Consider the following 26072-nt stretch of genomic DNA (forward strand, 5'->3'; position numbering starts at 1 on the left):
TGGCCGCCCGGCTAGTTGCCCGGGAAGACCGGCGAGCGCTTCTCGACGAAGGCTGCCCGGCCTTCCACCGAGTCGGCGGTGTGGTAGGCCTGGAGGAACGCGTCGACCTCGCGTCCCAGCCCCTGATGCGTGTCCAGCCCGTCCATCGAAACCATGGCGCGCTTGGCAATGGAGATCGCGGTGGGAGAGACCGCCGCGGCCTCTTCGATGGTCGCCACGGCAGCGTCGAGCAGCTGCTCAGCGGGGACCACCCGGTTGGCCAGGCCGATACGCAATGCTTCCTCGGCCTTGATGCGCCGCCCGGTGAAGATCAGCTCGCGGGCCATCGCGTTGCCCACGCGGCGCGGCAGGCGCACCATGCCGCCAAAGCCGGGCACCAGGCCCAGGTTGACTTCCGGCTGGCCGAAGCTGGCCCGCTCGGAGGCGTAGATGAAATCGCAGGCCAGCGCCAGCTCGCAGCCACCGCCCAGGGCGAAGCCATTGACTGCGGCAATGACCGGGACGTGCAGCGACTCCAGGCGCTCGGTCACGGCGTGCATCTGCTTGGCGTAAGCGGTGAACGTTCCCTCGTCCATGGAGTTCATCTGGACGATATTCGCCCCAGCGACAAATGACTTCTCCCCGGCGCCGGTGATGATCAGTCCGCGGTATTCATATCCGGTGGTCTCGAACCAGTCCAGGAAGGATTCAAGGTCGTTGACAACCTCTTTTGCCAGTGCGTTCAGCGACTTTGGCTGGTCTACGGTCAGGATGAGGGCCGAGCCTTGGGTGCTCAGGGTGAGGGTATCGAATTGCTTCATACCCCTAACTCTCTCACGTAACCTGCGTCACGTGATGGATTGTCAGCGGCGCTTGCGTGGCTTGGCCTTGGCCTCTTGCGGCTTCTTGGATGGGCTCTTGGCCTGCTGTTTTGCCTTGGCTTTGGCCTTTTCCTTGGCTTTCTTCTGCTCGTTGATGCGCTTGGCCTTCTGCTCCTGGTTGCGCACCGAATTCTGCCGCGAGGAGCTGGCGGTGCGTCCGCGCACGATGCCGATGAATTCCTCGAGCACTGCAGTGTCCTCGGTGGCGGTCGGCCAGGCGATGCCGACCTGGGTTGGCGAGCCGTCTTCGATGAGGCGCACCACCACGTCCTTGCGGGCGAAGAGCCGGGCGATTGACTGCGCGGTGCGCAGCACCTGGGCTCCGGAGGCGACGACCTCCATCGCTACCGGAATGCCGCCCACGGATTGAGGGTAATCGGCCAGGTCCAGTTGCGGAAACGACTCGACGATGTCCAGCGGCACTGATTCTTCGTAGTACTCCACATCGTGGTCCTTGCCCGCGCAGACCACTTCGAGTTCCTCATAGAGCGGGATGACGTGGCGCGTCGCGTCCTTGGGCGAATCCCCGCGGTAGCGCACGAACACCGCGTCGGCCTCGCCGGTGGCCAGCAGGTCCAGGATTTCCCCCTCATCCAGGCGCCAGGCTTTCAGCTCGATGGCCGGATAGCGCTCCTGGAAGCGGTCCATCCATTTGCCGGGGGTGACGCCGGTGGCGTAGGCGATTCGAAGTTTCTGCACGGGTTAAGCCTACGCGCTGCCGGGTTAAATGGTGCAGGCGGGCACCGGTGCACCGGTGCCCGCCTGCGCTTGCGCAAGCTTGGAGGCCTACTTGTCGGTCTTCACGACCAGCACGTCGCATGGTGCCGAGTGGGCTACCGAGGAAGCAACGGAACCGAGCACGCGGCCCAGGCCCTTCATGCCGACGTTGCCGACGACGATCATCGAAGCCTTGCGGTCCTCGGCGTCGGAGATCAGCACGTCGCCTGGCTTGCCGTGGCCGGCTGCAGCGGTGATCTTCACGCCTGGAACGGCGTTCTTCACGTCGTTGGCCACGCGCTGTGCGAGCTTGCGGGCCTGCTCTGCGTCGTCCAGGATCCAGGTATCGGAACCGATGGAAACGACCTCGGTGTTATCCGATGCGTGAGCGGTGATGACCACCAGGTCAGCGTCCAGCTTGACGGCGAGTTCTGCGGCGCGGCGGGCAGCGCGCTGTGCGGTTTCGGAACCGTCGACGCCTACGATGATGGTTTCAGACATATTGTTCTCCTTCATATGAGTGATGCTTTAAGTGATGGGTAACACTTTATGGCCTTCAGGCCACTTTTGCTTGCAAAAAGTCCACGGCGCGCTGCCATGCGATGGCCGCCTGCTCGGGATCGTAGTTGCCGGCGGGATTCTCGTCGTTGTGGAACGCATGATTGGCGTCGTAGTAGAAGTACTGGACTTCCGCGCCTGATTCCCGGCGGATCTGCTCTTCCTGGGCCTTGGCCTGCTCTGGCGGATACATCTGGTCCAGGTTCGCGTAGTGTCCCTGGATGGCGGCGCGGACACCGGAAAAATTGTTGGGTACGCCCTGGCCGACACCGTAGAAAGGCACGGCCGCGGCAATCCTATCGCCCTGCTGGGCTGCCATCTGCAGCACGAATCCGCCACCCATGCAGAAGCCGATGACGCCGAGCTTCTGGCTGGTGACATGCTCATTGGCCAGCAGGTAGTCCACTGCACCGCCCAGCAGCTGGGCGCCAACGGATTCCGGAAGCTCGGACATCATCTGACCGGCTTCCTCGCCGTCATGGGTGATCCAGCCGCCATAGAGGTCCGGGGCCAGCGCCACGAAACCCTGCGCCGCCAGCCGGTCGGCCACATCGCGGATATGGTCGGTCAGCCCCCACCATTCCTGGATCACAATCACTCCGGGGCCCTTGCCGGACTCGGGCAATGCGAGATAGCCGTGCGCTTGCGTACCTGAAGAAGGGAAAGTCACGTTCTGGTGCGGGGTTTTTTCCGCCATGGCGCCTCCTGCTCTGCGATTTCCTCCAGTTTATGCAGGTCTAGGCGCGATTGGCATTGACCTGCCCCACATTGCGCAAAGTTGTTCTATTTTCCGAGCGTGACCTCGCCGATACGTTCCAGCGCGTCTACCACCAGATTCCAGAAGCCTTCGTGGTCCAGGTCCACTGCCACCGAGGTATTGCAGTCGGCGCAAGCCGGCGCACGGAAGTCCGTGACGGTCATTCCCAAGGTCAGTTCGCCACGCAGCTCGACGCTCACCGGCGCCTTGACGGTACGCACCACATCCGGGTCGATCACGTAGGCCACGGCGCACGGGTCATGCACCGGCGGCGCGTCGAAGCCCTGGTGGTCGCGGTAGGCCTGGGCGAAGAAGTCCATCAGCTCGCGCACGAAGGTCGATGGCCCGGTGCCGATCTTCTCGATGCGCTCGACCACCTCGGTGGTGGCCAGCGCCTGGTGGGTCAGGTCCAAGCCGACCATGACTACCGGCCAGGCCTCGTTGAAGACGATGTGCGCTGCCTCGGGGTCGATCTTGATATTGAATTCAGCCACCGCCGACCAGTTGCCGGTGTGGTAGCCGCCGCCCATCAGCACCACTTCGCGCACGCGTTCGACGATGCGCGGTTCCTTCCGGGCGGCCAAGGCGATATTGGTCAAGGCGCCGGTGGGCACCAGGGTGATTTCACCGGGTTCATGGCTCATCACCAGATCGATGATGACGTCCACTGCGTGGCGTTCATCAAGCTCGATGCTCGATTCCGGCTGCGCCGGTCCATCCATCCCGGAATCCCCGTGGACCTCTCCGGCGGTTTCCACCTCGCGCACCAGCGGGCGGGCGCAGCCTGCCGCGAAGGGAATGCCGGTGATCCCGGCGATGGTGCCGACGGCCAGTGCGTTCGCAGTGACCTTGTCCAGGGTCTGGTTGCCGGCCACGGTGGTCACCGCCAGCAGCTCGATCTTGGGATTGCCATGGGCAAGAATCATTGCCACGGCGTCGTCATGGCCCGGGTCGCAGTCCAAAATGATCTTGCGCGGGGCATTGCTGTCCTGGGTCATGGTTCTTCTTTCGCTCTGCCGGCTGAGGGCCGGCAGCTAAGTCGTGGAGGGCGGATAGTCATCCATTGATAATTCTTTCGCGCCCGCGCACTTTCGTCAAGCGCTTAACTAAAAGCGGTCGCGCACCGCGATTCCGACTACGATGGAGCCATGAAGAATGGTGAAAAGTCCGGCAACTCGCGCGCTCCGCGCCGCGTCACCGCAGCGATGGTCGCCGAGCACGCCGGCGTTTCCACCGCAACGGTCTCACTTGTTGCCAACGGAAAATCAGCGGGCCGGGTATCGGCCGCGAATGAACAGCGCGTGCGCGAGTCAATCCGCGAGCTGGGCTACTTCGTCGACAGCATCGGCAGCTCGCTGGCCAAGGGCGTCAGCTCGCTGGTGGTCCTGGTGGCTCCGGACATCTCCAACCCGTTCTTCGCCAAGGTCATCGCCGGCGTGCGCTCGGTCCTGGCCAGCGACTACCAGCTGCTGCTCTCGGTCACCGATGCCGGTGTCTCCCCCAGTGCCAGCGAGACCAGGAAGATCATGGGCCTTCGCCCGGCCGGGCTGCTGGTCCATGCCCCGAGCCAGGACTTCCTCGAAGAAATCTCCAGCACCCTTCCCCTGGTGGCCCTGGACGCCCCGGGCATCGATCCGGCGATTCCCGCAGTGAATATGGATGTCGCCCAAGGCGCGCGGGATGTCGCAGCCCATTTCGCCGCACAGGGACACACCAAGGCCGCCTACCTGGATGCGAGCACCGGCACCGAGACCTTGGCCGTGCGCCGCGAAGCGTTCCTGGCAGCGGCAAAGGAATACGGCATCGAGGTCCTGCCTTCTTCTGTTGCCAGCTCGATGATCGATGTCGCCGCGGCGTCGGCTGCCTTCAGCCAGCACTGGCCCACGTGGCGGGAATCCGGCGTGACCGCGCTGGGATGCGCAACCGACAACCACGCGTTCGGCGTGCTGCATGCCTCCCGCCAGCTTGGCCTCAGCATCCCGCAGCAGCTTGCGGTGGCCGGATTCGACGATCTGCCCTACTCGGCGACTTCCAACCCATCCATCACCACCGTGGAACTCAATGCCCAGGAAGTCGGGCGCCAAGCCGCACTGAAACTGCGTGCGCTGCTCGATGGGAAATCCCCTGATCCGCTGCAGACCATGCTGCCAAGTTCACTGGTTGTCCGCGGATCGACACTGGAAAACGCAGGAGGTTAACCGATGAACATGCGCAAATGGCCCGCCAAGGTCACGGCAATCATCGCCCTGCTCGTTGCCCTGGGCCTGATCGTCATGTCCAGCGGAGTGCTCAGCCTCTTTACCGGCCCGCCACCCCCTCCGGGGTCCGGCATCGAATCTGCCGCACGAAGCCTTCCGCTACTGGATGAGCTTTCCGCTCTTTGACACCCCGGGATCGGTGCACGAGGACAAGTCGAAGCAGCACGGGCGGCGCTTGCCATCGCGCAGCTTGGAAATGCTGGCATCCACTCGGCGTTCACGCGTGGAAGGGTTCTTGGTCGCTTCGACCCAGCGGACCCATTCCCAGCGGGCCATCGGGGTGAGCCCCGCCCACACCTCTTCCAGATCATCGGCGTCATCCAGGGCGCCGGCCAAGTCCTGCGGGATCCTTGCTTCCGGCCAGGTTCCGGCAACGCGAGCCGCCAATTGCACCTGCTCCCCTGCGTCGGCCGATAGCTGCGGCATCCCCTGGCTATCGAGAGCCAGCCAGTGGCCACGGCGCCCGTCGGGATCAATCACGACCGTATGCCCCTCATGCGCCTGGAGAAGTTCTACCGCGACCTGTCCTCGGCTTGGCAACTTGTCGCTTGATTCCTGGTCGAATCGGAGAATTCTCCGGTCATTGACCAGATCTACAGTTCCCTGCAGTTCGAGGATTTCATTGGATGCTGGCACCAGAATCAGCCCTTTCAGTTGCTCAAGGGCAGTCTATGGCACAGCCGCATCCAGCTTCCACGCGGCTAGACTGCTGTCATGATCCAACGCCCGGTGCTCGTCAGTTCCTGCCTTGCTGGCATCCCTTGCCGCTATAACGGCAAGGCCAAGGCCAACCCGGCGATCGTCGAAGCTGTGGCACGAGGAGATGCTGTTGCTGCCTGCGCCGAGGAATTAGGCGAACTGAGCACCCCGCGCCCGCCAGCAGAGATTTCCGGCGGCGATGGCAACGACGTGCTCGAAGGGCGGGCCGCCGTTCTCGATGTCAACGGCGAGGATGTCAGCCGGCAGTTCGTGGCTGGAGCCCAGAAGGTCGCAGATTTGGTCCAACGCGAGGGCATCACCGAAGCGATTTTGCAGGATCGCAGCCCTTCCTGCGGCTGCGGGAGCATCTACGATGGCTCGCATTCCGGAAAACTTGTTGCAGGCGATGGGGTGCTGGCTGCGTTGCTGAAGCGCCGGGGCATCAAGGTCAGTGGACCTCCAGCAAGCTGACACACCTTGGAAGATAACGATTCAGTTGCGCTTTTAATCAAGAAAATAACCCTCGATCCGAAGATCAAGGGTTATTTTCCATTTGTGCGCGAGGGGGGACTTGAACCCCCACGACCTTGCGATCACTGGCACCTGAAGCCAGCGCGTCTACCAATTCCGCCACTCGCGCTTATTCTGTTTTCGTTGCCTTCGTTCTTTGCAACAAGAAATAGCTTACACACACATTTTCCGTTCACCTAATCGAAACCCCCATTTGTGGCTAGCGACACATGGGAAACCTTTTTAGTGCCTTTATCGTTGATACTGACGCACTTGAGCCGTTCAAGGATTTTTCGGCATTTGCACAGCTGAAAACAGTAAGATCGAATATGAAGTTCTGCGTTCATAGCTCGGAAAGGATGACCGCAGGCTCGTAATAACCAGCCATGGACCCTAAGGAAGGAGCACGAATAATGGGCTTTCTCGACAATGTCGAACGCGGCTTAGAGAAGGTCGTCACTAGCTTCTTTCGTGGCACCAGCACCGCAGATCTAAAGCCAGTCGAACTGACTACCGCGATACGCAATGACATGGACCGCGGAATCATGCCGATTAGCGAAGGCCGCAGCCTTGCGGCCAATGACTTCGTGGTCTCGCTGAGCACCAAGGACTACAACACCGCCAAGGGCTGGGGCCAGGGTGTCGTCAATGAAATGGCAAAGGTCACCGCCGAGCATGCCGCCACCCAGGACTATTCAGTTCATGGCGACATCATGATCCATTTCGTCTCCAATGATGATTTCAAGCCCGGTGAGATGGAAATCTCCAGCTCGGTCAAGGAATCCAGCTCACGCCCAGCGGCTTCGGCACCGGTCAAGGAGCGGGCATCCGCGCCAGCGGCACCGGCAGCTCCATCAGCAACCCCTCCAACCACCGCGCAGCCACGCCCAACGGTGCGTCCGATTGCAGAGATCCCCAAGAGGCCCGTGCAGAAGCAGGCCATCCTTGAGGTTGCCGGTCAGAGGTACGCCCTGCATCACCACTCGATCGTGCTGGGCCGTTCGGCCAGCACCGATATTCCGGTGGACGACTCCGGCGTTTCCCGGCAGCACGCTCGTGTCGAAACCCGTGGCAAGACCAGTTTCGTCGTCACCGATCTGGGTTCAACCAACGGAACCTACGTGGACGGCAAGAAGATTTCGGAAGAAACCCGTATATTTGACGGTTCGGTCATTACTATCGGACAGACGAAAATCGTCTTCCGGCTGATTACCTCGAACAACGGAGGCCGCGCGTGAACGATCTGGTTCTAAGCCTGTTCCGATTGGGCTTTTTGGTCCTCATCTGGCTGCTCGTTTTAAGCGTTGTCGGATCGATGCGCCGCGACTTGGCCATCGGTTCACGGGCCCGCACCGGCAAGCCCAGCGCTCGTGAACTGAAGAAGAACCCGGAACTGGCGGAACCAGAAGTCCCCGCGCGCAAGGCGGCCACCTCATTGGAAGTCGTCGAGGGCCCGCTGGCTGGCAGCAGCATTCCGCTACGCGGCCAGCCGATCATGTTCGGCCGCGCCCAGGATGCCACCGTAGTTCTCGATGACGACTACGCTTCGGGACGCCATGCCCGCCTGTTCCCCCAGGGATCACGCTGGTTCATCGAGGATCTCGGTTCAACCAACGGAACCTTCGTGGGGGACAACCAGCTCTCACGCGCCCAGGCAGTGGAGCCCGGCCAGCGAATCCGCATCGGGAAGACTGTCCTGGAATTGAAGGCCTAGCCTATGGCCCTCAAACTCAAATTTGCCGCGAAATCCGACGTTGGCCGGGTGCGCAAGAAGAATGACGACTCGGCCTATGCCGGCGAGTACCTGGCGGTCCTTGCCGACGGCATGGGCGGACACGTCGGCGGCGATGTCGCTTCGGCCTCTACCGTGCTCGATCTGGTGCATCTGGACCACCAAGCCACCGCGGATCCGCAGAATGCGTTGCCGGACGAAATCCAGGCCGCCAATCTGGTGCTCAATGAACTCGTCGGCGCCAATCCGAAGCTGTCGGGCATGGGCACGACCGTCACTTCCCTGCTGCTCTCAGGCGACACCCTGCACATGGCGCACATCGGCGACTCCCGCGCCTACCGCTTGAAGCACGGTGAGTTCGAGCAGATCAGCAAGGACCACACCTTTGTCCAGCGGCTCGTCGACGAAGGCCGAATCAAGCCGGCCGAAGCCGAGGTCCACCCGCATAAGAATGTGCTTTTGCGCGTGCTCGGCGACTCGGACGCGTCCCCCGAGCTGGATGTCGAGAAATTCACGGCAGAACCGGGCGAACGCTGGATGCTGTGCTCCGACGGACTCACCGACGCGGTGCCGGTTCCGGTGATCGAGCAGATCATCCGCACCACCGCCGACATAGATGAAGCGGTCAACGACCTGGTTGCCATCACGCTTAAGAATGGCGCACCGGATAATGTCACCGTGGTGATGTTCGAGGTCATCGAGAACTCCGCCCTTGACGGCGAGGCGCCGGCCGAGCCGGAGCCCGCGCCGGATACCGGCCAGCTCACCATCGCCGCCGAAGGAGATGTCGAAGCCAGCGCATCGCTGCTTCGCCACGAGATTTCCCAGCGCCCCCACCTGCTGGTGGGGGCAGCCCAGCTGGCAACGCAGACCGGCCAAATCCCGGTGGTTACCCAGCACACCGGCGAACGCCGCGCTGCAGCCCTGTTGACCCACCGTTCCCCGGCTGCCGGCGAGGTGCTCGATCCGCTGGAAGCTCCGGTGCAGCATCGCCGCTGGCTGCTGCCGATCCTGCTGACCCTCACGGCCTTCCTCGTCGTAGCATTGGCCGTCTGGGGCTACATGTGGACCCAGACCCAGTACTTCGTGGGCGCCGTCGACGGCAAGGTCGCCATCTACAAGGGCGTTCCGCAAGAACTTGGGCCGATCTCGCTCTCCGAAGTCGACACCGTCAGCAAGGTGCCGCTGGAAGCCCTGCCGGAGTATTCGCGCCAGCGCGTTGAATCTACCATCTCGGCCGAGAACCAGCAGCATGCCCAGATGATCATCCAGGAACTTCTGGTCACCGCGAAGCAGAACTGCCCGGTCACCGTTCCCGGATCCTCGGATTCCGCCAGCCAGCTCGAACTGCCCGCCTACTGCCAGGAGATAATGCAATGACCGAAGTGCAAACCGCACCGGTGCCTCGGCGCAATCTCGAGCTGCTGCTGGTACTTCTTGCCCTGTGCGTCGGAGGTGCCGCGTTCTATCTTGTCGGCAGCTCCACCGAGGACGTCGACAATACCGATTTCTACGTGCAGATGAGCATCCTGGCGGGGCTGTCCCTCACGGTCCACGCGCTGCTGCGCATCTTCGCAAAATATGCTGACCCGGTAATACTTCCGATCACGATTGCGTTGAACTCCCTTGGCCTAGCCATGATTCACCGCATTGACTTGGCAAAAGGAACTTCACAGTCGGCTCGCCAGCTGCTGTGGACAGCCATTGCAATCGTCATTGCATCGGTAGTCCTCTGGGCCATCAAGGATCACCGGATACTGCGGCGCTTCACCTATATCGCTCTGCTGGCATCCATTGTCCTGCTCTTGCTTCCGCTGATTCCAGGGCTCGGCGTGACCATTAACGGCGCCCGAATCTGGATCCGCATGGGAATGTTCTCCTTGCAGCCAGGCGAACTCGCGAAGATCACCCTGTCGATCTTCTTCGCCGGGTATCTCTCGTCGAACCGCGACTTGATTCTGATGGCCGGACGCAAATTCGGGCCGCTGCAGCTGCCTCGCCTGCGCGACATGGCTCCGATGGTGATTGCCTGGCTGCTGTCCATCGGCGTGCTCGTGGTGCAACGCGACCTCGGCTCCGCGATCCTCTTCTTCGGCCTGTTCATCGTGATGATCTATGTGGCCACTGCCCGGATCTCCTGGGTGCTCATTGGAGCCTTGATGGTTGTCGCCGGCGGCGTGGTCGCGGGCCTGACCATGGGCCACGTGACCCGCCGCCTGGACGTGTGGCTCAATGCCTTCGACCCTGAGATCTACCAGGCCACAGGCGGCAGCATGCAGATCGTCGAGGGTCTGTTCGGCATGGCCGACGGCGGCCTGTTCGGCACCGGCCTGGGCGCTGGTTCGCCATACCGGGTGCCGCTGGCCAACTCGGACATGATCATTGCCTCCTTCGGGGAGGAAATCGGCCTGATCGGCGTGTCAGCGATCATCCTGCTCTACATGCTGCTGATCTCCCGCGGCCTGCGTGCCGCCCTGGGGTCTGCCGATACCTTCGGCAAGCTGCTGGCTGCCGGGTTGTCCTTCACCCTGGGCCTGCAGTGCATCGTGATCATCGGCGGCGTTACCCGGCTGATCCCGCTGACCGGCCTGGCCACGCCATTCATGGCAGCTGGCGGCTCCTCGCTGCTGGCGAACTGGGTCATCATCTCGCTGCTGTTATTGATCTCCCACAACTCGCGCCGCCCGAAGACCGGCGGCGTAGGACCAACCGATGAATTCGCATCTGCCAGCACGACCCTTACCTCAAGCACCAAGGCGGTGACGAAGAAGTGAATCATGCAATCAAACGCGTTTGGGTTGCGCTAACCGTCCTGTTCGTCATCTGCCTGGGCGGTTTGAGCTATATCCAGTTCTTCGACGCCGAGTCGCTCTCGGAGAATGCGCTGAACAAGCGTGAGCTCTACCGCGAGTTCGACCTGCCCCGCGGGGCGATCCTGGTTGACGGCAAGCCGATTGCCGAATCGGTACCGACCGATGACGGCCAATTCGAGTTCCAGCGCGTGTACAACGACGCGGAAACCTACGCCCACCTGACTGGCTACTATTCGCTGGCCAACGGCACCACTCAGCTCGAATCGCAGTTGAATGACTGGCTGACCGGCACGAGCTCGGATCTGCTCTTCGACCGGCTCTCTGCCATGTTCACCGGCACCCGTTCCGAGGGCGCCTCGGTTGAGCTGACCATTGACGGCCAGCTGCAGAAGACTGCCTTCGAAGCGATCCCTAAGGGCCTGAAGGCCACGATCATCGTGACCAACCCGAAGACCGGCGACATCCTGGCGATGGCTTCCAAGCCGAGCTACGACACCAACCTGCTGGCAGTGCACTCCACCGCCAAGGCTGCCGAGAACCTGAAGGAAATCAGCAACATCGATGGCCTGAGCCCCTACCGGAATCCTGCCATCAGCGACTTGATCACTCCAGGATCATCGTTCAAGATCATCAGCACCGTCGCGGCGCTGGAATCCGGCAAGTTCGACATGGACACCCCCATCGACAACCCGGTATCGAAGAATTATCCGCATACGAATACACCGATGAACAACTTCAGCGAGGGCATTTGCGCGCGCGACACCCGTGCCAAGCTCGAGTTCATCTTCGCGCAGAGCTGCAACACCCCGTTCATCGAGATCAGCCAAACCGTCGGAAAGGATGCCTTCACCGAGGTGGCCGAGCGTTTCGGCTACGGCCAGCAGCTGAGCATCCCGCAGAATGTCGTGCCGAGCGAGTTCCCGTCGGCCGAGGCATCTGAAGCGGACATGGCGAAGATGGCCATCGGCGAATGGGAAAACAAGGCCACGCCGCTGCAGATGAACATGGTTGCCATGGCCATCGCCAACGACGGCGTGATCATGAAGCCGAACCTGATCGACAAGGTCATTGCGCCGGATCTGCGGGTGATTGAGGATCCGAAGCCGGAGAAGTTCTCCACGGCCACCACCCCGGAAGTTGCCGAACAGCTCACGGAGCTGATGGAAGGCCCGGTGCTGCGCGGCACGGCGATGAACGCCCGGGTTCCCGGCGTGGATTTCCGCGCCAAGACCGGCACCTCGCAGCGTCCAGCTGCCGAGGACGGGACTCGCATGGTGAACTCCTGGATGACCGGTTTCGCGCCGGCCGATGACCCGCAGGTAGCCATCACGGTCAATATCCAGGACGTAGATTACGACACCGGCCACAACACGGCAGGTGCACTGATGAAGACGATGTTAGAGGCGGTGTTCAACAAGTGAGGCCAGTAACCGGCACCACCTTGGGCGGTCGTTACAAGCTGACCGATCGCATTGCGATCGGCGGCATGGGCGAAGTTTGGAAGGCGCGAGACCAGGTCCTTGGACGTCTGGTAGCGATCAAGATCCTCAAAGAGGAATACACCGACAACGAGAGCTTCCTGACGCGTTTCCGCGTGGAAGCACGCCACACCGCGCTGCTGAATCACCCCGGCATCGCTGGCGTCTTCGACTACGGCGAGGAACAGGGATCCGCCTATCTGGTGATGGAACTCGTTCCCGGCCCGCCGCTGTCCACCATCATCGAACGAGAGCGCAAGCTCGAGGTGGACCGCACGCTCTCGCTGATCGCGCAGACTGCCCGCGCGCTAGCAGCAGCCCACGAACACGGCCTGGTGCACCGCGATGTGAAGCCGGGCAACATCCTGGTGATGCCTTCGGGCGTCGTCAAGATCACCGACTTCGGCATTGCCCGCCTTGCCGACCAGGTTCCGCTGACCGCCACCGGACAGGTCATGGGCACCGCCCAGTACCTGGCTCCGGAACAGGCCACCGGCCAGGTTGCCACCGGCAGCTCCGACATCTACGCCTTGGGTGTCATCGGCTACGAGTGCCTGGCAGGACGGCGTCCGTTCACCGGCGAATCGCAGATCGCCATTGCCCTGGCACAGGTCAACGACGCTCCCCCTGCCCTGCCCGACACCATCCCGGCCCCGGTTCGCCAGCTGATCATGTCGATGCTGGCCAAGAACCCGTCGGAACGCCCGAAGGATGCAACCGCACTGGCGAAGGCCGCAGATGCGCTGCGCGCCGGCGACACCAATACCGCTACCTTGGCGGTTCCCGGCATGCTGGCCACCGGTATCGCCACCGACGCGACCCAAGTGGTCAACATGGATGACGATGCCACCCAGGCGGTGCCGCAGGCCGATTCCGCCCCGACCCTGACCAATGCCATGCCCACCGTGGTGGAACCTGCCCGCACTGCCGGCGGTTTCTCCGGTTCCAGCGCCGCCGCCGGTGGATTCGATGACGAGGACGTGGATACCCAGGATCCTGCTCGCGAGGCTGGCGCCAAGCGCAGCCCGTGGCTGGTCCCGCTGATCGTGATCATCGCGCTGGCTGCGGTGATCGCCTTACTGGCATGGCTGATCCCTGCCATGAGCAGCGACAAGGACAACCAGCCGACGTCGTCGCCGACGCAGAGCACCGAGCTGTCCGATTCCTCGTCTCCAACCGAGGAATCGACCGAGCCGACCGAGGAAACCACCGAAGCCTCGGAGACCTCCGACTCCCCATCGCCGACCCCGAGTGAAACCGCCACCTATGTAGATGTTCCGGCGTCGCTGATCGGCCAGGATATCGACACCGTGACCGCGGAACTCGAGGGCAAGGGCCTGGTCGTTGACGCGACCCCGCAGGAAACCAGCGAGTACGAGCCGCGCGAAGTGATTTCCCTGAACCCTACCGGCAGTGTTGCACAAGGCGAAACCGTTTCGGTGACCTATGCCATGGCCCCTGAAACCGTTGGCGTGCCATCGGTGACCGGCATGAGCTTCGAAGCCGCGCAGAAGCGCATCCAGGACGCTGGACTGGCCGTGGCCAAGGGCGAGGAACGCCCCGACCCATCCGTCGCCGGCACCGTGCTGGCGCAGGACGTTCCCGCCGGCAGCGAAGTCGGGCCGGGCACCACGATCACCCTGGATATTTCCACCGGTCCAGAAGAAACCGAGCCAACCGGGTCCGCCACCGAGTCGGCATCTGAGTCCCCAGAAGCCGCAGAGCCGGAGCAAAGCGAAGCGCCATGAGTGAAGTCGAAGCTTTGCCTCCTGGCTTGCCGCGAATGATCAACGACCGCTATGAGATCGAATCGCTGATTGGCCGTGGCGGCATGGCGGATGTGTATCTCGCCACCGACCACGTGCTGTCGCGCAAGGTGGCGGTCAAGGTGCTGCGCCCGGATACCGCCGGCAACCCCATGGTGGTCAATAGATTCCGCCGTGAGGCCAAGGCCGTCGCTGGCCTGAGTCACCCGAATATCGTTGCCGTGTACGACACCGGCGAGCTGCCAGCCACCGAGTACAACCGTGAACGCCTGCCATTCATGGTGATGGAATACGTGACCGGACGTACCCTGAAGCAGGTGATCGCTGCGGGCGATGTCGATGGCTCCGTGGCAGTGCACATCACCCGCGGCGTTTGCGATGCCCTGGATCATTCGCACAACAACAACGTCGTCCACCGCGATATCAAGCCGGCCAATGTGATGGTGACCGATTCCGGCCACGTGAAGCTGATGGATTTCGGCATTGCCCGTGCCTTGGATACGTCGGCAACCATGACGCAGACCGCTGCCGTAGTGGGGACAGCCCAGTATTTCTCGCCCGAGCAGGCCCGCGGCGAACAGGTCGATTTCCGTTCGGACATCTACTCGGTTGGCTGCCTGTTCTACGAGCTGGTGACCCACCAGCCTCCATTTACCGGCGATTCGCCGGTGTCGGTCGCCTACCAGCACGTTGGCGAGATTCCCTCGGCGCCAAGCGAGGTCAAGCACGGCGTCGACCCGATCTTCGACCCAATCGTCGCCAAGGTCCTCTCCAAGGAACGCGACGACCGGTTCCAGAGCGCCGGAGCTTTCGCCTCAGCGTTGGAGGATGCGCTGAACGGCATCGAATTCCATGATGACGAGCCGGAGCCATCCACCTACACCTTGCCGATTTACGGCACCCACCATGAGGCTGAAACCGGCTTCATCGCCCAGTCTGCGCCACGAACGAGCCAGCACCCGGTCTTCGTGGAAGACGAGGCACCTGAGCCGCCTGCACGGCACAAGTCCAACCGCGGCCTGATCATTTTGCTGACCGTCATCGCCCTGATTGCCGTGGGCATCGCCAGCTTCCTGGTGATCCGCTCGATCCAGGCGGAAGCTGAAAAGCGTGCCCCGATCGCAGTACCCGAGGTCCTTGAAATGTCCGAGGACGACGCAAGGGAATTGCTGCGCGATAACACCTTCCAGGTGCGTGTAGAGCGCGAATTCAGCGATGACGTAGAGCAGGGCAAGGCGACCCGTACCGATCCGGAAGCAGGATCCATGGTCGCCAAGGAGTCCACGGTCGCCCTGTACATCTCCGACGGCTCAGAGCAGCGCACGATTCCCGAGGATCTGGCGAACCAGTCCGAGACAGCTGCCCGCGATGCCCTGCGCGAAGCAGGCCTGGAAGTTGGCGAAGTCAGCCGGGAGAACTCTGCAACGGTTCCCACCGACTGGGTCATCGGCACCAGCCCTGAGCTGGGGTCCATGGTGAAGGCCGGCAGCGAAGTCGATTTGATCCTGTCTACCGGCATGGTGACTGTTCCGGTGGTGACCGAGATGAGCCGCGAGGAAGCTGAAGAAAAGCTCTCGGCAGATGATGTCGGGCTGGAAGTCCAGTTCGTTGAGGTGGAAACCGATGACTACGCCGAGGGAACACTGTTCAAGCAGTCCCCCGGAGCCTCCGAGGACGTGCCACAGGGAAGCCTGGTGAAGATTTCCGTGGCCAAGGCACCGCCAGCGCCCGAACCTTCCGAAGAACCATCGTCTAGCGAGTCCGAATCATCGGATCCATCCGAATCCGATGATCCAACCGAGGATGCTTCGCCAACCAGCGATGCCCCGGCTCCTCCCAACGGGAATGGCCGGCCAGACCGGACCGGACCACCACGGGAAAATGACTGAGATTAGCCGTCAGCCAGTTATTCTCCGCTGAATAGCGGGCTCAGGGCAGCGGCCTTCTCGGCCGCGCCCTTCAGTCCTACGAACTCCAGCCAGTTGCCCAGCATCTGGTAACCCTGTTCGGTCAGCACCGACTCCGGATGGTACTGCAGGCCCCACAGCGGCGCTTCGCGGTGCGCCAAGCCCATGATGACTCCACCGGCGGTCGCCGCAATGATCTCCAGCTCAGCCGGGATGCTCTCGCGTACCGCTGCCAAGGAATGGTAGCGCGTTGCGGTGAACGGGTTGGCTACCTGGTTGAAGACCGGGTGGTTCTCGTGGTTGACCAGCGAGGTCTTCCCATGCATCAGCTCTTCCGCGTGCGTGACCGTTCCGCCATAGGCCTCGGCGAGCGCCTGGTGCCCGAGGCAGACGCCGAGCATCGGCTTGCGCTGCGCTCCGCACCACTTGATCAGATCGATGCTGACGCCAGCTCCTGCAGGCTCTCCGGGCCCTGGGGAAATCAGCACGCCGTCGTAGTCTGCGGCCAGCTTGGTCGCTTCCTCAACGCTCAGATCGTCGTTGCGGTAAACGGCGGTTTCCGCGCCCAGCTCCTGCAAGTAGCCTACGAGGGTGTACACAAAGCTGTCGTAATTGTCGATCACAAGGATCTTGGTGCTGCTCACGGTGTGCTCTGGCCAATCGTTGAATCGGTAAATGGGCTGATGTACTGGTTCAGCCATGGGAAAACGTACATCATCAGTAATAGCACGATCGCGGCAATGAGAATCAATGCTTCAAGAATACGAAGCCACAAAGGGCCGGGCAGGTTTCTGAATATCCAGGCGTACATTTCTTCTCCTAGCTCGTTGCGTCAATGACCATGTCGCGGATTTCCTTCGGCGGTCCCGCGTCCAGGGGGCGCCAGTCGGTGAGTTCCGAGTAAGCGATCATGCGTTGCTGGGTCGAGTACTTCGGATGGCAGGTGGTCATGGTCAGGATCGACTTCGTTGGCTCCACTCCCCACTGGTGCGGGGTGGGCAACAGGACATCTCCGTTGGAGGGAGCCACAATCTCGGTGGCGTACCAGGTATAGGTGTAATACCCTTCGGCGGTCTGCAGATAGATCTTGTCGCCATCCTGCAGCTTGTCGATGTCCCAGAAGACCTGGCCATGGGTCTGGCGGTGGGCCGCGACAGCGAAGTTGCCCAGCTCCCCCGGCTGCTGCGTGGTCGGATAATGCCCGATGCCGAGGTTGTCGATCACGTGGTCTTCCACACCGTAGGTCACCGGGTGGTGCGAACCGTTAGCGCCGAAGCGCGGGAAGTACATGATGCCGAAGGTTTCTCCGGGAACCAATTCCGTGACCGGAGCCGGACCGTAGTCCTTCTCCTCTTCTTCTTCCTCATTGATTTCCGGCACCTTCACGTCGCCGAGTTCCTGCACGAGATTTGCGGTGACTTCCTTCTGGGCCTGTGCCGAGTCGATGTTCGTCCACCACAGTTCCCACACCACGTAGAGCATCAGCAGGATGCCAAGGGTAATCAGCAGCTCACCAAAGAACCCGGCGATACGGTTCCCTGCCGACGGTTGTCGACGCTGCATGCGTCGACCCTGCGCTGTGGCGGTTCGGTTCACGGCGGTCTGGCTCCTTAGGCAAAAGAAATGCGCGAATCAGGTCAACTAACGTGGGCCGATGCTGGCCAAAACCCAGAGTTCCAGCGGGTAACGGCTAGTATTGAAGCTACGTAGGAATGCACTAAGCAGTTCTCAGCATTCTTGCACCCAAGCCTACCGGGAAGACCTGAAGGTCACCCACATTTACTACATTAAGCAGATGAAGCCGAGGGAGCATTCGAGTGCCGGAGTCAAAGCCACGACGCAAGAAGAATTCACAGCCGCAGGAGACGCGCCAGAACTCCCATGCCATCGATAAGCCGATGCCGGGCTGGTACAAGCCAGTCATGTTCGGACTGATGCTTCTGGGCCTGCTGTGGATCATCGTTTATTACGTTTCGCAGACCCTGTACCCGATTCCGAATATCGGCGGATGGAACATCGTCGTCGGCTTCGGAATCGCCATGGTCGGATTCTTCATGACAACAGGCTGGAAATAGGCCTATCGCCGGTCCCCTTGATGAAAGGGACCGGCGAAGCTGTTTAATGGCGGCCGTTGATATTAGTGGCTGACGGCTTTCAATCCGATGATGCAGCCGACGAGGCCGAGAATGAAGACCATCTTCAGCACGCTGAATGCTTCCTGCCCGGTGGCCATCGAGTAGATGACGGCAAGCGAGGCGCCAATGCCCACCCAAACGGCATACGCGGTGCCCACGGGGATCTCTTTCATTGCGTAGGCCAGTCCGCCCATGGAGATAACCAGACCAACGAAGAAGACGATGGTCGGAACGAGTTTCGAGAAACCCTCGCTCATGCCAAGAGCGACGGCCCATACGGCTTCAAACAGTCCAGAGACGATCAAAACTATCCAATGCATGCCAGATACTTTCTGGCCGTCTTGTCGCGTTCCGGGTACGGCTCCCTCGTCCGGGTCCAAGCAGTTATTGCTGGTGACCACCTCAGGCTAGCAAATGCAGGTCATGCTGTCTTGCGGCTGTGACCAATATGCCACCTATCCGCCTGAGGATCTTCGAGTCCACCGCCCAGCGCTGAAAATACAGTGGCACATCGATAAACCATTGCTCGTTGAGCACCTGCAGCCCTTTGGCTTTCTGCAGTTGCGGCTCCGGCACCATACCCCATCCCATCCCTGCTTCGATGGCCGCAACAAATTGCACGGAGTCCGGTACATGGTGGATCTGTCCCGCCGGGCGCGCTTTGGCTCCGGCAGCCCGCTCGAGCATGAGGTGCTGCAAAGGATCCTCGCGATCAAAGACCACCATAGGGGTGCGAATCAGTTCAACCGCGCTCCCGGTGGGTACATGGCGTTGTGCCACCGTAGCTTTCGCTGCCGCGCGGTAGCGCATTGCCCCCAGCTTCTGGCTGATGCATCCTTGGATGTTCTCTTCAGAATTCGTGACCACTGCACTGACACGTCCTGTACGAAGCAGCTCCAGTCCCCTGTTTTCGTCGGTTCGCACGATTTCGCAGGAAAGATCCTCAAATTTGGCGAGCTCGGAGAATACCGAACCGAACCATGTGGAAAGCGAATCCGCGTTGACTCCGATCGCGACCTGGACTGGATTCTCCGAGGCAATCTCGTTTGAGAACTCTGCACTAAGCAAGGACATCTGACGCGCATAGCGCAGTACTTTGGTTCCTTGCTCGGTGGTAGCAACCGGTCGACTGCGAACTAGCAGAATTGCCCCCAAACGATTCTCCAGCGCTTTGATGCGCTGACTGACCGCCGAGGCCGTAATTCCCAGATCAATTGAGGCATCATCGAAACTTCCCGCATCCACAACTGCCAGCAGGGTTTCAAGCTGTTCCATATCCATATTCACATTAGGGACTCTAATGTAGATTCAGGAACTTAAGTTAGACGCAGTTTATGGATTCCCCTACAGTTTTTACATGTTCTCTGGATCCTTGTTCTTTGGCTTCACCACAGGCTTGTCCCTCATCATCGCCATTGGTGCGCAAAACGCTTTCGTCTTGCGCCAAGGAATCAGGAAAGAACATGTTTTCGTTACCGCGCTGGTGTGCTCGTTGTCAGACGCAATGCTGATTGCCGCCGGCGCCAGTGGCATGGGAGCACTGGTCGAGCGAGCGCCTTGGCTATTGACGATTGCGCGAATTGGCGGTTTCATCTTCTTGGCAGGCTACGCGATTTTTGCTTTCAGTCGGGCGTTGAAGCCCGAAGCGCTAAAGGTCTCTGCACTGCCTGTCGCAACATCGGTCGCTTCAATCGTCGGGACGACTTTGGCCCTCACCTGGCTGAACCCGCATGTGTATATCGATACGGTTCTGCTTCTGGGGTCAATGGCCACTTCCCAAGCCGCGGGCGCACCTAACTTCGCCATTGGTGCCATCCTTGCCAGCTTCACCTGGTTCTTCGCACTCGCCTATGGCGCGCGGTTCTTGGCCCCGCTCTTCGCAAAGCCGAAAGCGTGGCAAGTACTGGATATAGCCATCGGTTTCGTCATGCTCATCTTCGCGAGCATGCTGATCCTTCCAGTCTTCACCAAGTAATCCACAGGCTAGAACGTTTATCCACAGTCTTTGTGCACAACTTTAATGAACAGTTGTTCACAAAGTTATCCACAGATGGGGAGAAATGGGGGATATTGAGTGGATTTCTTCAAGGCTACCAAGTCAAGTCCGCTTTCAAGGCTTGAAATCACATGCTTGTAAGTTATTAACACTGTGGATTTCTATTGTGGATAAGGCTTGCGTTCGCCATTTGCGCCATGATTTGCCAGATTCGTTTAAACTTTCGAACCCAAAGTTATTAACAGACTTGGGGTTCGTATATGCACTATCTACAGGGGTTGTTTAAAAGTTATCCACAGTTGGGGACAAAGCTGTGAGTATTGCGTGCTTGAAGGCGAATACCCTTGATTTCAAGGGGGGCAGGGGTGTTAATAACCTTTATGCGCAGAGAGTTACACGCTTGTAAGTTATTAACAGTGTGGATAAGCAGTGTGGATAAACGGTTCGTCGTTTTTTCGAATTACTCCAAGGGCCACTTCACAGCTTCGGTGGAAATGTAGACCGCGGCTAGCAACGCAATCGATAGGGCAGTGAGCAAAAGTATCTGCGTTCGCGCACGTTGTGGATTACTTCTCGGGATAAGCACGATGCAGCAGGCTCCGAGAATACCCAAAATCGCGCCGCCCAGGTGTCCCTGCCACGAGATACCGGAAATCACGAAGCCCAGAGCCACATTCAGGGCAAGGATGATTCCCATGGAGCGAAGTGCCTGCTTATTGGAGCGGAACACGACGAAAGTAGCGAGGAATAGTCCCGCCAATGCGCCTGAAGCTCCGAGCGTGGCGCTGAGCGGATCGCTCAGCAGGAGAACTCCCAGTGAGCCGCCAAAGGCACTGAGCAGGTATAGCCAGGTGAAGCGCAACCGTCCCATTCGCGGCTCGAGCATGGTACCGAAGATGTAGACACCGTACATGTTCATGGCCAGGTGCAGGAAGGAACTCGTGGAGTGGGCAAAGGCGCTGGTTATCAGGCGCCATGGCTCATAGGCAGCCAGAGCGGGGGCGAGTACAAGCTGATTAGTGAATCCGGGGATGATCCACTGCAGCAGATACACCAGCACGTTCAGGCCGATGAACGTGTACGTGACAACAGGGGCGCCGGAGCGGGCCCGGCCACCGAACTGGGTTTTCTGCTGTGGCAGGTTCTTATTGGCTTGCGCTACGCAGTCCACGCAGTGCACACCCACGGGTGCAGAGACTTGGCACTGCGGGCAGATCGGGCGCCCACAGCGGTTGCACGAAACATAGGACACCGTCTGCGGATGCCGAAAGCACGTAGGAGCAGCTTGGCCCTCTGGGGAAACCTGTCCGAAGGACATCGGTACCTGCCTTGCGTTGGGGGAGTAAGGATTAAATGCCCGAGGCCCCGGCAATGCCTGCTAGGAATCGCCGGAGCCTCGCGGTGGTGCGCCTGTGCTGTTACAGGGTCTCGATGTCGACCGAGTTGATGACGACGTCTTCCAGTGGCTTGTCACGGCCATCGGTAGCAACGGCGTTCAATGCGTCAACGACCTTGCGGGAATCTGCATCGACAACTTCACCGAAGATGGTGTGCTTGCCCTGCAGCCAGGTGGTAGGAACGGTGGTGATGAAGAACTGCGAACCGTTGGTTCCACGACCCATGCGGATACCCGCATTGGCCATAGCCAGCTTGTAAGGCTCGTTGAAGTTCAGTTCTGGGTGGATCTCATCATCGAACTGGTAGCCTGGGCCGCCGAAGCCCTGGCCCAGTGGGTCGCCACCTTGAATCATGAAATCGGAAATGATGCGGTGGAAGATGGTTCCGCTGTACAGCGGGGTGTTGGACTTCTTGTCACCGGATTCTGGGTGTACCCACTCCTGCTCACCGGTCGACAGGCCAACGAAGTTCTTTACGGTCTTCGGTGCGTGGTTGCCGAAGAGCTCGACAACGATATCGCCCAAAGTAGTGTGAATCGTGGCTTTATGAGTTGCGTTTGCGGTCATGCCCTCATTCTTCCATGATCTATGCTCGACCCGCTAAATACTGACGTACGCGTTGAGTGAAAATTTGGATGACTTTCAGGCTGCTGGTCCGCTTATGCTGGCTACTTGGCATGGAACTGCCTAGTCTTGAACTGTCGGTTAGTGTGAATTTTTCGGATCGGGAGCAATGCATGAGCAAGAAGAGCAAAGCAGGAAAAGTACTAGCCGTTGGCTTGATTGCGGGACTTGTCGCGGTGCTGGTTGCCGTGTGGAAAGCCTCGAAGCCTATTGAGGATCCATGGGAGAACGAGCCGCTTCCTGCACAGCCGCACCAGCCTGCTGAATCAAGGGAAGCAAGCGTGGAAGAAATCCGCGAAATCCTCGAAGATGACAAGTAATCCTGGCTAGGCTTCAATTTTTGGTTGGGCTTGCCCTCGGATCACGAGGGCAAGCCCTACGAGTATCACCGCCAACCCGGCGTAGGTAGCGATAGAAACTACCTGGCCTAAGATCAATGCCGCCAGAATTGCTGCTCCAGGGATCTCAAGCAGAATCAGCGTCGAAACCGTCAGCGGACCGAGCACGCTGAGCAAGTGATTCATGGCGGTATGGCCGAAGATCTGGGCGCAAAGCGTCAGCAGAATGATCCCTATCCATCCTCGAGCGTCAAAACCCCAGATAGGGGTCCCAGTCACGAGGCACAGGATCAATAGCACGACGGCGGTAAACGCATAGCAGCTCGAGGCATATGTTGCAGTTCCCAAAGTCCTTCGTGCCACGGATCCGGCCAGCGTGTACACCGCGGCCAAGATGCCGCCGGCCAAGGCCAGCAGATCGCCAATGATGGCGTCCCGCCCCAGTCCCATATCGAAACCCGTGATGATGATGGCACCAAGCAGCGCAACGCCCATGCCAAGGAAAACCTGGGTCCGGTATTTGGTGCCGCGCAGAACCTGGTAAATCGCGATCCAGACACCTTGGATGCACACCAGCGCCGTACCGGCAGCCACACTGGTCAGCCGCATCGAATACATGAAGCATACGAAATGCAATGCAAGAGCCACGCCGGCAATCCCGGTGAAGAACCATTCCCGCCCGGTCATCTGCAGATAGGCTTTTGAATTTTTGCGCAGCGCCGGTGCGCTGAGCACAGCCGCGGCAGCGCCATTGCGCCAGAAGGCCATGGAGAGAACCGGGACACCCGGGAAGGCGGCGATTATGGGGCCGGATGCCGAAATACCGAGGATTCCGACCAGGGCAAGCAAGATGGTCACCAACCCAGATTACAGTTTCCGAACGCAGGGGCTTCATTCATATGCCGAAGCCGGCGAAACCGGCGATTCCTTGGAAGAGTCAAAATATGCACAATTTTGCATATGCACTGCAAAACGTCATGTTTTCTGTCTATTTTGCCGATTTTCTCCGCCAATATGCAGCGATCAATGCGCCGGACAAGTTATGCCAAACAGAGAATACGGCACCCGGCAGCGCCGCCTCCGGCGAGAAGTATTGCTTCGCCAGCCCTCCGGCAAGACCCGAGTTCTGCATGCCGACTTCGATGGCAATCGTGCGCCGGGAATCCTCGGGAACCCGCAAGAGGATGCCGATGGCATATCCCAATGCCAGGCCCAGTGCGTTGTGCAAGACTACCGCCACCAAGACCAGCAGCCCGGCCGTCACGATTGTCTGCGCGCTGCCCGCGACGATGACCGTCACCACGAATGTAATGGCCAGCACCGACAGCCATGGCAGCGCACCGCTGATCTTGTCCACGAACCGATTGAACAGCATGCGCAGGAAGATGCCCAGCACCACCGGGATCAAGACGATCTGGACAACACTGATTGCCATGGATCCCGCATCGACCGGCATGTACTGGCCAGCGAGCCACAAGGCCAGCGCTGGAGTCAGCAAAGGTGCGAGCAAGGTCGACACCGAAGTCATGGCGACGGACAGAGCAACATTGCCGCGAGCCAAGTACGAAACCACGTTGGAAGCCGTGCCTCCGGGCGCGCAGCCAACCAGAATCAGGCCGGCTGCCAATGCCGGTTCAAGTTGCAGCATCGTGGCTACCAGCCAGCCCATCGAAGGCATGATGATGAACTGCGCTGCGACACCGCCCAGTACCGGCAAGGGATTCTTGAACACCAACGCGAAATCCGGCATGGTCAAGGTCAGCCCCATGCAGAACATGATCACCATCAGCAACGGATTGATCCAACTGGAAAGACCCAAGAACGCTTGGGGAATGAGCATTCCGCATAATCCGCCGAGCAATATCAGCACAGGGAAGAGCAGTACCGCAATGCGGGTGTTTCTTTCGGTTTCTTTGGCGTTCGCCTCGACGGTGAAAGGGCTGGGCTGTTCATTTGGCACCTAGGTAGTCTGCCACTAATGAGGTGCCGCCACAACGAGACAACTGAAGTTAATCCGTTGCCCTAGCCATATTAACTTGGGTGTCACTGGCAATCCTCATGCTGGAGACGTGAAGGTAGCAATTGTCGCTGAATCGTTCCTTCCCCATTTCAATGGGGTGACCAACTCAATCCTCAAGACCTTGGACCACCTGAGGCAGACGGGCCATGAAGCCGTCGTCATCACCCCCGCAGGCTCGCTGGCAGGGGAGTTGTCGGGCCACGGCGTGCCAAAGCTCTACCAGGGCTTCAAGATCCTCACGGTTCCTTCCATGCCGTTGGCCAGCTATCCTGAGGTGCGGGTCGCTACTACCAGCGTTAGCCGGCTGCGTAAGTTGCTGGCTCGAGAGAGAGCAGATGTCGTTCACCTGGCTAGCCCGTTCATCTTGGGCTGGCAGGCGCTGCGCGCCGCACAAGAGCTGGACTTGCCCACGGTGGCGCTGTATCAGACCGAGGTTCCAAGCTACGCGGCACGCTATAAGATGCCATGGCTTACCCAAAGGCTCTGGGAGCACGTCAGAGCGATCCACACCGGTGCGGACCTGACGCTGGTGCCAAGTACGTTTTCCTACCAGCAGCTCGAATCCCTGGGCGTCCAGCGCCTGGCCATTTCAGGCAGGGGAGTCGATACTGCCCAGTTCACGCCACGACGGCGCAGCGAGCACTTCAGACAGGCGGTCGCCCCGAATGACGAGGTGGTCATTGGCTATGTCGGCCGGCTGGCGGCAGAGAAGCAGGTTGCCGACCTGCAGGCCCTGGCGGACCTTGAGAATACCCGCCTGGTGATTGTCGGTTCCGGCCCGCTCGAGGACGAACTGCGCAGCCTGCTGCCCAATGCCCACTTCACCGGTTTCCTTTCAGGGGAGCGCTTGGGCGAGGTCATGGCCTCGATGGACATTTTCGTCCATCCTGGAGCCTCGGAGACCTTCTGCCAGACCATTCAGGAAGCGATGGCCTGCGGCGTGCCTGTGGTAGCCGTAGGGCGTGGGGGACCGCTGGATCTGGTGGATTCCTCGCGCACCGGTTGGCTCTACCAGCCGGGGAATCATGATGAACTGCGCAGCCGCGTCAGCGACTTGGCGTATGACCACGCCAAACGCTTGGCTTTTGCCAGCGCCGCGCTGAGCAGTGTCCAAGATCGTTCCTGGCACAGCATTGGCCAGCAGCTGCTTGGGCATTATGAGCAGGTCCGGATGGCCCGGATCCGGCACTAGCTGGACTGAAAAGTCTTTGAGATGCGCAAAAGGCGGAAAGCTGTCGCTTTCCGCCTTTTGGCAAATGTGGAGCCTAGGAGAATCGAACTCCTGACATTCTGCTTGCAAAGCAGACGCTCTACCAACTGAGCTAAGGCCCCGTATTCAATTCTGAAGCTTCCGCTCCGTGATCAATTCAGCTGAACCAATCAAAAAGAATTAGCGGAAAGTTTTCACTTTCCGCCATTTTCTTTTGTGGAGCCTAGGAGAATCGAACTCCTGACATTCTGCTTGCAAAGCAGACGCTCTACCAACTGAGCTAAGGCCCCAAAAGCT

At 60.2% G+C, this 26072-nt stretch carries 29 protein-coding genes, 3 tRNA genes and 1 riboswitch; of the genes, 14 read left to right on the top strand and 18 right to left on the bottom strand.

From position 1 onward, the window contains the following. Positions 1-11: 11 nt before the first annotated feature. The 5 genes from EKH49_RS10775 to uriH form a co-directional block, all read right to left on the bottom strand. Positions 12-800 (bottom strand): enoyl-CoA hydratase/isomerase family protein, encoded by a 789-nt coding sequence (locus EKH49_RS10775; protein WP_128470841.1) that lies wholly within the window; start codon positions 798-800, stop codon positions 12-14. Between the two features lie 42 nt (positions 801-842). After that, positions 843-1559, bottom strand: a complete 717-nt coding sequence (locus tag EKH49_RS10780; protein WP_128470842.1) for a LysR family transcriptional regulator substrate-binding protein — start codon at positions 1557-1559, stop codon at positions 843-845. 87 nt (positions 1560-1646) lie between these two features. Beyond that, complete coding sequence (locus EKH49_RS10785) at positions 1647-2078, bottom strand: universal stress protein (RefSeq protein WP_038992696.1); 432 nt, start codon at positions 2076-2078, stop codon at positions 1647-1649. Between the two features lie 55 nt (positions 2079-2133). After that, positions 2134-2832, bottom strand: coding sequence for a dienelactone hydrolase family protein (locus EKH49_RS10790; RefSeq protein ID WP_128470843.1), 699 nt, complete (start codon positions 2830-2832; stop codon positions 2134-2136). 86 nt (positions 2833-2918) lie between these two features. Continuing rightward, the gene (gene uriH, locus EKH49_RS10795) at positions 2919-3890 is read right to left on the bottom strand and encodes a uridine-preferring nucleoside hydrolase UriH (protein ID WP_128470844.1); all 972 of its coding nucleotides are present in this window, start codon (positions 3888-3890) and stop codon (positions 2919-2921) included. Positions 3891-4040: 150 nt separating this feature from the next. Between uriH and EKH49_RS10800 the strand changes: the two genes are divergently transcribed. Further along, positions 4041-5090, top strand: a complete 1050-nt coding sequence (locus EKH49_RS10800; RefSeq protein ID WP_128470845.1) for a LacI family DNA-binding transcriptional regulator — start codon at positions 4041-4043, stop codon at positions 5088-5090. Positions 5091-5093: 3 nt separating this feature from the next. Continuing rightward, positions 5094-5276: a hypothetical protein gene (locus EKH49_RS10805; RefSeq protein WP_038992701.1), complete on the top strand. Its 183-nt coding sequence runs from the start codon at positions 5094-5096 to the stop codon at positions 5274-5276. On the opposite strand, the gene EKH49_RS10810 is transcribed toward EKH49_RS10805, so the two are convergent. Further along, positions 5250-5786 (bottom strand): YdeI/OmpD-associated family protein, encoded by a 537-nt coding sequence (locus EKH49_RS10810; protein ID WP_128470846.1) that lies wholly within the window; start codon positions 5784-5786, stop codon positions 5250-5252. The two genes, EKH49_RS10805 and EKH49_RS10810, sit on opposite strands and share 27 nt — an antisense overlap. 78 nt (positions 5787-5864) lie before the next feature. On the opposite strand from EKH49_RS10810, the gene EKH49_RS10815 reads away from it, so the two are divergent. Continuing rightward, positions 5865-6320 (top strand): DUF523 domain-containing protein, encoded by a 456-nt coding sequence (locus EKH49_RS10815; RefSeq protein ID WP_128470847.1) that lies wholly within the window; start codon positions 5865-5867, stop codon positions 6318-6320. Between the two features lie 85 nt (positions 6321-6405). Here EKH49_RS10815 and EKH49_RS10820 read toward each other — a convergent pair. Next, positions 6406-6489, bottom strand: a tRNA-Leu gene (locus tag EKH49_RS10820). A gap of 283 nt (positions 6490-6772) precedes the next feature. Here EKH49_RS10820 and EKH49_RS10825 point away from each other — a divergent pair. From EKH49_RS10825 to pknB, 7 genes are read left to right on the top strand one after another with little or no spacing between them, the layout of a single operon-like run. Continuing rightward, on the top strand, positions 6773-7597 hold the full coding sequence (locus EKH49_RS10825; RefSeq protein WP_161567506.1) for an FhaA domain-containing protein: 825 nt from the start codon (positions 6773-6775) through the stop codon (positions 7595-7597). Continuing rightward, positions 7594-8073 carry an FHA domain-containing protein FhaB/FipA gene (locus EKH49_RS10830; RefSeq protein WP_038992707.1) on the top strand — a complete coding sequence of 160 codons (480 nt, stop codon included), beginning with the start codon at positions 7594-7596 and terminating at the stop codon, positions 8071-8073. Before EKH49_RS10825 ends, EKH49_RS10830 begins: the two co-directional genes overlap by 4 nt. Positions 8074-8076: 3 nt before the next feature. Next, positions 8077-9471, top strand: a complete 1395-nt coding sequence (locus tag EKH49_RS10835; RefSeq protein ID WP_128470849.1) for a PP2C family protein-serine/threonine phosphatase — start codon at positions 8077-8079, stop codon at positions 9469-9471. After that, positions 9468-10865, top strand: coding sequence for an FtsW/RodA/SpoVE family cell cycle protein (locus EKH49_RS10840; RefSeq protein ID WP_128470850.1), 1398 nt, complete (start codon positions 9468-9470; stop codon positions 10863-10865). The genes EKH49_RS10835 and EKH49_RS10840 overlap by 4 nt, the downstream gene beginning before the upstream one ends. After that, on the top strand, positions 10862-12325 hold the full coding sequence (locus tag EKH49_RS10845; RefSeq protein ID WP_128470851.1) for a peptidoglycan D,D-transpeptidase FtsI family protein: 1464 nt from the start codon (positions 10862-10864) through the stop codon (positions 12323-12325). The genes EKH49_RS10840 and EKH49_RS10845 overlap by 4 nt, the downstream gene beginning before the upstream one ends. Then, on the top strand, positions 12322-14130 hold the full coding sequence (locus EKH49_RS10850) for a protein kinase domain-containing protein (RefSeq protein WP_128470852.1): 1809 nt from the start codon (positions 12322-12324) through the stop codon (positions 14128-14130). The genes EKH49_RS10845 and EKH49_RS10850 overlap by 4 nt, the downstream gene beginning before the upstream one ends. Further along, positions 14127-16037 carry a Stk1 family PASTA domain-containing Ser/Thr kinase gene (pknB, locus tag EKH49_RS10855; protein WP_128470853.1) on the top strand — a complete coding sequence of 637 codons (1911 nt, stop codon included), beginning with the start codon at positions 14127-14129 and terminating at the stop codon, positions 16035-16037. Before EKH49_RS10850 ends, pknB begins: the two co-directional genes overlap by 4 nt. Before the next feature lie 17 nt (positions 16038-16054). Here pknB and EKH49_RS10860 read toward each other — a convergent pair whose 3' ends face one another. Genes EKH49_RS10860 through EKH49_RS10865 form a run of 3 tightly spaced genes read right to left on the bottom strand, consistent with a single transcriptional unit; the run spans position 16055 to position 17618 of the window. Beyond that, a complete protein-coding gene (locus EKH49_RS10860; protein ID WP_038992716.1) occupies positions 16055-16699 on the bottom strand; it encodes an anthranilate synthase component II in 645 nt (214 codons plus the stop codon). Further along, positions 16696-16866 carry a hypothetical protein gene (locus EKH49_RS16715; RefSeq protein ID WP_038992718.1) on the bottom strand — a complete coding sequence of 57 codons (171 nt, stop codon included), beginning with the start codon at positions 16864-16866 and terminating at the stop codon, positions 16696-16698. Before EKH49_RS16715 ends, EKH49_RS10860 begins: the two co-directional genes overlap by 4 nt. 8 nt (positions 16867-16874) lie before the next feature. Further along, positions 16875-17618, bottom strand: a complete 744-nt coding sequence (locus EKH49_RS10865; protein WP_236641127.1) for a class E sortase — start codon at positions 17616-17618, stop codon at positions 16875-16877. A 254-nt stretch (positions 17619-17872) separates the two neighbouring features. Between EKH49_RS10865 and EKH49_RS10870 the strand changes: the two genes are divergently transcribed. Next, complete coding sequence (locus EKH49_RS10870; RefSeq protein ID WP_038992721.1) at positions 17873-18130, top strand: cell division protein CrgA; 258 nt, start codon at positions 17873-17875, stop codon at positions 18128-18130. A gap of 62 nt (positions 18131-18192) precedes the next feature. On the opposite strand, the gene EKH49_RS10875 is transcribed toward EKH49_RS10870, so the two are convergent. Together EKH49_RS10875 and EKH49_RS10880 are read right to left on the bottom strand one after the other, a co-directional pair. Next, a complete protein-coding gene (locus tag EKH49_RS10875) occupies positions 18193-18510 on the bottom strand; it encodes a DMT family transporter (protein ID WP_038992722.1) in 318 nt (105 codons plus the stop codon). Between the two features lie 11 nt (positions 18511-18521). Further along, a riboswitch (guanidine-III (ykkC-III) riboswitch) is annotated at positions 18522-18589 on the bottom strand. Positions 18590-18592: 3 nt separating this feature from the next. Then, entirely contained in the window at positions 18593-19471 is an 879-nt protein-coding gene (locus EKH49_RS10880; RefSeq protein WP_145964442.1) for an ArgP/LysG family DNA-binding transcriptional regulator, read from the bottom strand. A gap of 76 nt (positions 19472-19547) precedes the next feature. Here EKH49_RS10880 and EKH49_RS10885 point away from each other — a divergent pair, with 76 nt between their 5' ends. Beyond that, positions 19548-20165, top strand: coding sequence for a LysE/ArgO family amino acid transporter (locus tag EKH49_RS10885; protein WP_128470855.1), 618 nt, complete (start codon positions 19548-19550; stop codon positions 20163-20165). A 481-nt stretch (positions 20166-20646) separates the two neighbouring features. Here EKH49_RS10885 and EKH49_RS10890 read toward each other — a convergent pair whose 3' ends face one another. Both EKH49_RS10890 and EKH49_RS10895 read right to left on the bottom strand, forming a co-directional pair. Then, positions 20647-21357 carry a rhomboid family intramembrane serine protease gene (locus EKH49_RS10890; protein WP_236641128.1) on the bottom strand — a complete coding sequence of 237 codons (711 nt, stop codon included), beginning with the start codon at positions 21355-21357 and terminating at the stop codon, positions 20647-20649. Positions 21358-21604: 247 nt separating this feature from the next. After that, the gene (locus tag EKH49_RS10895; protein ID WP_038992728.1) at positions 21605-22150 is read right to left on the bottom strand and encodes a peptidylprolyl isomerase; all 546 of its coding nucleotides are present in this window, start codon (positions 22148-22150) and stop codon (positions 21605-21607) included. Positions 22151-22320: 170 nt separating this feature from the next. On the opposite strand from EKH49_RS10895, the gene EKH49_RS10900 reads away from it, so the two are divergent. Further along, entirely contained in the window at positions 22321-22527 is a 207-nt protein-coding gene (locus tag EKH49_RS10900) for a hypothetical protein (RefSeq protein ID WP_128470857.1), read from the top strand. Between the two features lie 6 nt (positions 22528-22533). Here EKH49_RS10900 and EKH49_RS10905 read toward each other — a convergent pair whose 3' ends face one another. Both EKH49_RS10905 and EKH49_RS10910 read right to left on the bottom strand, forming a co-directional pair. Then, positions 22534-23403, bottom strand: coding sequence for a DMT family transporter (locus EKH49_RS10905; protein ID WP_128470858.1), 870 nt, complete (start codon positions 23401-23403; stop codon positions 22534-22536). A gap of 130 nt (positions 23404-23533) precedes the next feature. Then, a complete protein-coding gene (locus EKH49_RS10910; protein WP_128470859.1) occupies positions 23534-24505 on the bottom strand; it encodes a bile acid:sodium symporter family protein in 972 nt (323 codons plus the stop codon). A gap of 109 nt (positions 24506-24614) precedes the next feature. On the opposite strand from EKH49_RS10910, the gene EKH49_RS10915 reads away from it, so the two are divergent. Next, positions 24615-25757 (top strand): glycosyltransferase family 4 protein, encoded by a 1143-nt coding sequence (locus tag EKH49_RS10915; protein ID WP_201739596.1) that lies wholly within the window; start codon positions 24615-24617, stop codon positions 25755-25757. A 67-nt stretch (positions 25758-25824) separates the two neighbouring features. On the opposite strand, the gene EKH49_RS10920 is transcribed toward EKH49_RS10915, so the two are convergent. Then, positions 25825-25897, bottom strand: a tRNA-Ala gene (locus EKH49_RS10920). A 95-nt stretch (positions 25898-25992) separates the two neighbouring features. Continuing rightward, positions 25993-26065 (bottom strand) — tRNA-Ala (locus tag EKH49_RS10925). Positions 26066-26072 lie beyond the last annotated feature (7 nt).

The organism is Glutamicibacter sp. HZAU (assembly GCF_004100365.1).
GTDB classification, from domain to species: domain Bacteria; phylum Actinomycetota; class Actinomycetes; order Actinomycetales; family Micrococcaceae; genus Glutamicibacter; species Glutamicibacter nicotianae.

Excerpts from the sequence above, each read along its gene's own strand:
- EKH49_RS10775 (WP_128470841.1), bottom strand. The coding sequence starts at position 800 with ATGAAGCAATTCGATACCCTCACCCTGAGCACCCAAGGCTCGGCCCTC.
- EKH49_RS10785 (WP_038992696.1), bottom strand. The coding sequence starts at position 2,078 with ATGTCTGAAACCATCATCGTAGGCGTCGACGGTTCCGAAACCGCACAG.
- EKH49_RS10805 (WP_038992701.1), top strand. The coding sequence starts at position 5,094 with ATGAACATGCGCAAATGGCCCGCCAAGGTCACGGCAATCATCGCCCTG.
- pknB (WP_128470853.1), top strand. The coding sequence starts at position 14,127 with ATGAGTGAAGTCGAAGCTTTGCCTCCTGGCTTGCCGCGAATGATCAAC.
- EKH49_RS10875 (WP_038992722.1), bottom strand. The coding sequence starts at position 18,510 with ATGCATTGGATAGTTTTGATCGTCTCTGGACTGTTTGAAGCCGTATGG.
- uriH (WP_128470844.1), bottom strand. The coding sequence starts at position 3,890 with ATGACCCAGGACAGCAATGCCCCGCGCAAGATCATTTTGGACTGCGAC.
- EKH49_RS10880 (WP_145964442.1), bottom strand. The coding sequence starts at position 19,471 with ATGGATATGGAACAGCTTGAAACCCTGCTGGCAGTTGTGGATGCGGGA.
- EKH49_RS10835 (WP_128470849.1), top strand. The coding sequence starts at position 8,077 with ATGGCCCTCAAACTCAAATTTGCCGCGAAATCCGACGTTGGCCGGGTG.
- EKH49_RS10865 (WP_236641127.1), bottom strand. The coding sequence starts at position 17,618 with ATGCAGCGTCGACAACCGTCGGCAGGGAACCGTATCGCCGGGTTCTTT.
- EKH49_RS10815 (WP_128470847.1), top strand. The coding sequence starts at position 5,865 with ATGATCCAACGCCCGGTGCTCGTCAGTTCCTGCCTTGCTGGCATCCCT.
- EKH49_RS10895 (WP_038992728.1), bottom strand. The coding sequence starts at position 22,150 with ATGACCGCAAACGCAACTCATAAAGCCACGATTCACACTACTTTGGGC.
- EKH49_RS10885 (WP_128470855.1), top strand. The coding sequence starts at position 19,548 with ATGTTCTCTGGATCCTTGTTCTTTGGCTTCACCACAGGCTTGTCCCTC.
- EKH49_RS10790 (WP_128470843.1), bottom strand. The coding sequence starts at position 2,832 with ATGGCGGAAAAAACCCCGCACCAGAACGTGACTTTCCCTTCTTCAGGT.
- EKH49_RS10900 (WP_128470857.1), top strand. The coding sequence starts at position 22,321 with ATGAGCAAGAAGAGCAAAGCAGGAAAAGTACTAGCCGTTGGCTTGATT.
- EKH49_RS16715 (WP_038992718.1), bottom strand. The coding sequence starts at position 16,866 with ATGTACGCCTGGATATTCAGAAACCTGCCCGGCCCTTTGTGGCTTCGT.
- EKH49_RS10800 (WP_128470845.1), top strand. The coding sequence starts at position 4,041 with ATGAAGAATGGTGAAAAGTCCGGCAACTCGCGCGCTCCGCGCCGCGTC.
- EKH49_RS10825 (WP_161567506.1), top strand. The coding sequence starts at position 6,773 with ATGGGCTTTCTCGACAATGTCGAACGCGGCTTAGAGAAGGTCGTCACT.
- EKH49_RS10840 (WP_128470850.1), top strand. The coding sequence starts at position 9,468 with ATGACCGAAGTGCAAACCGCACCGGTGCCTCGGCGCAATCTCGAGCTG.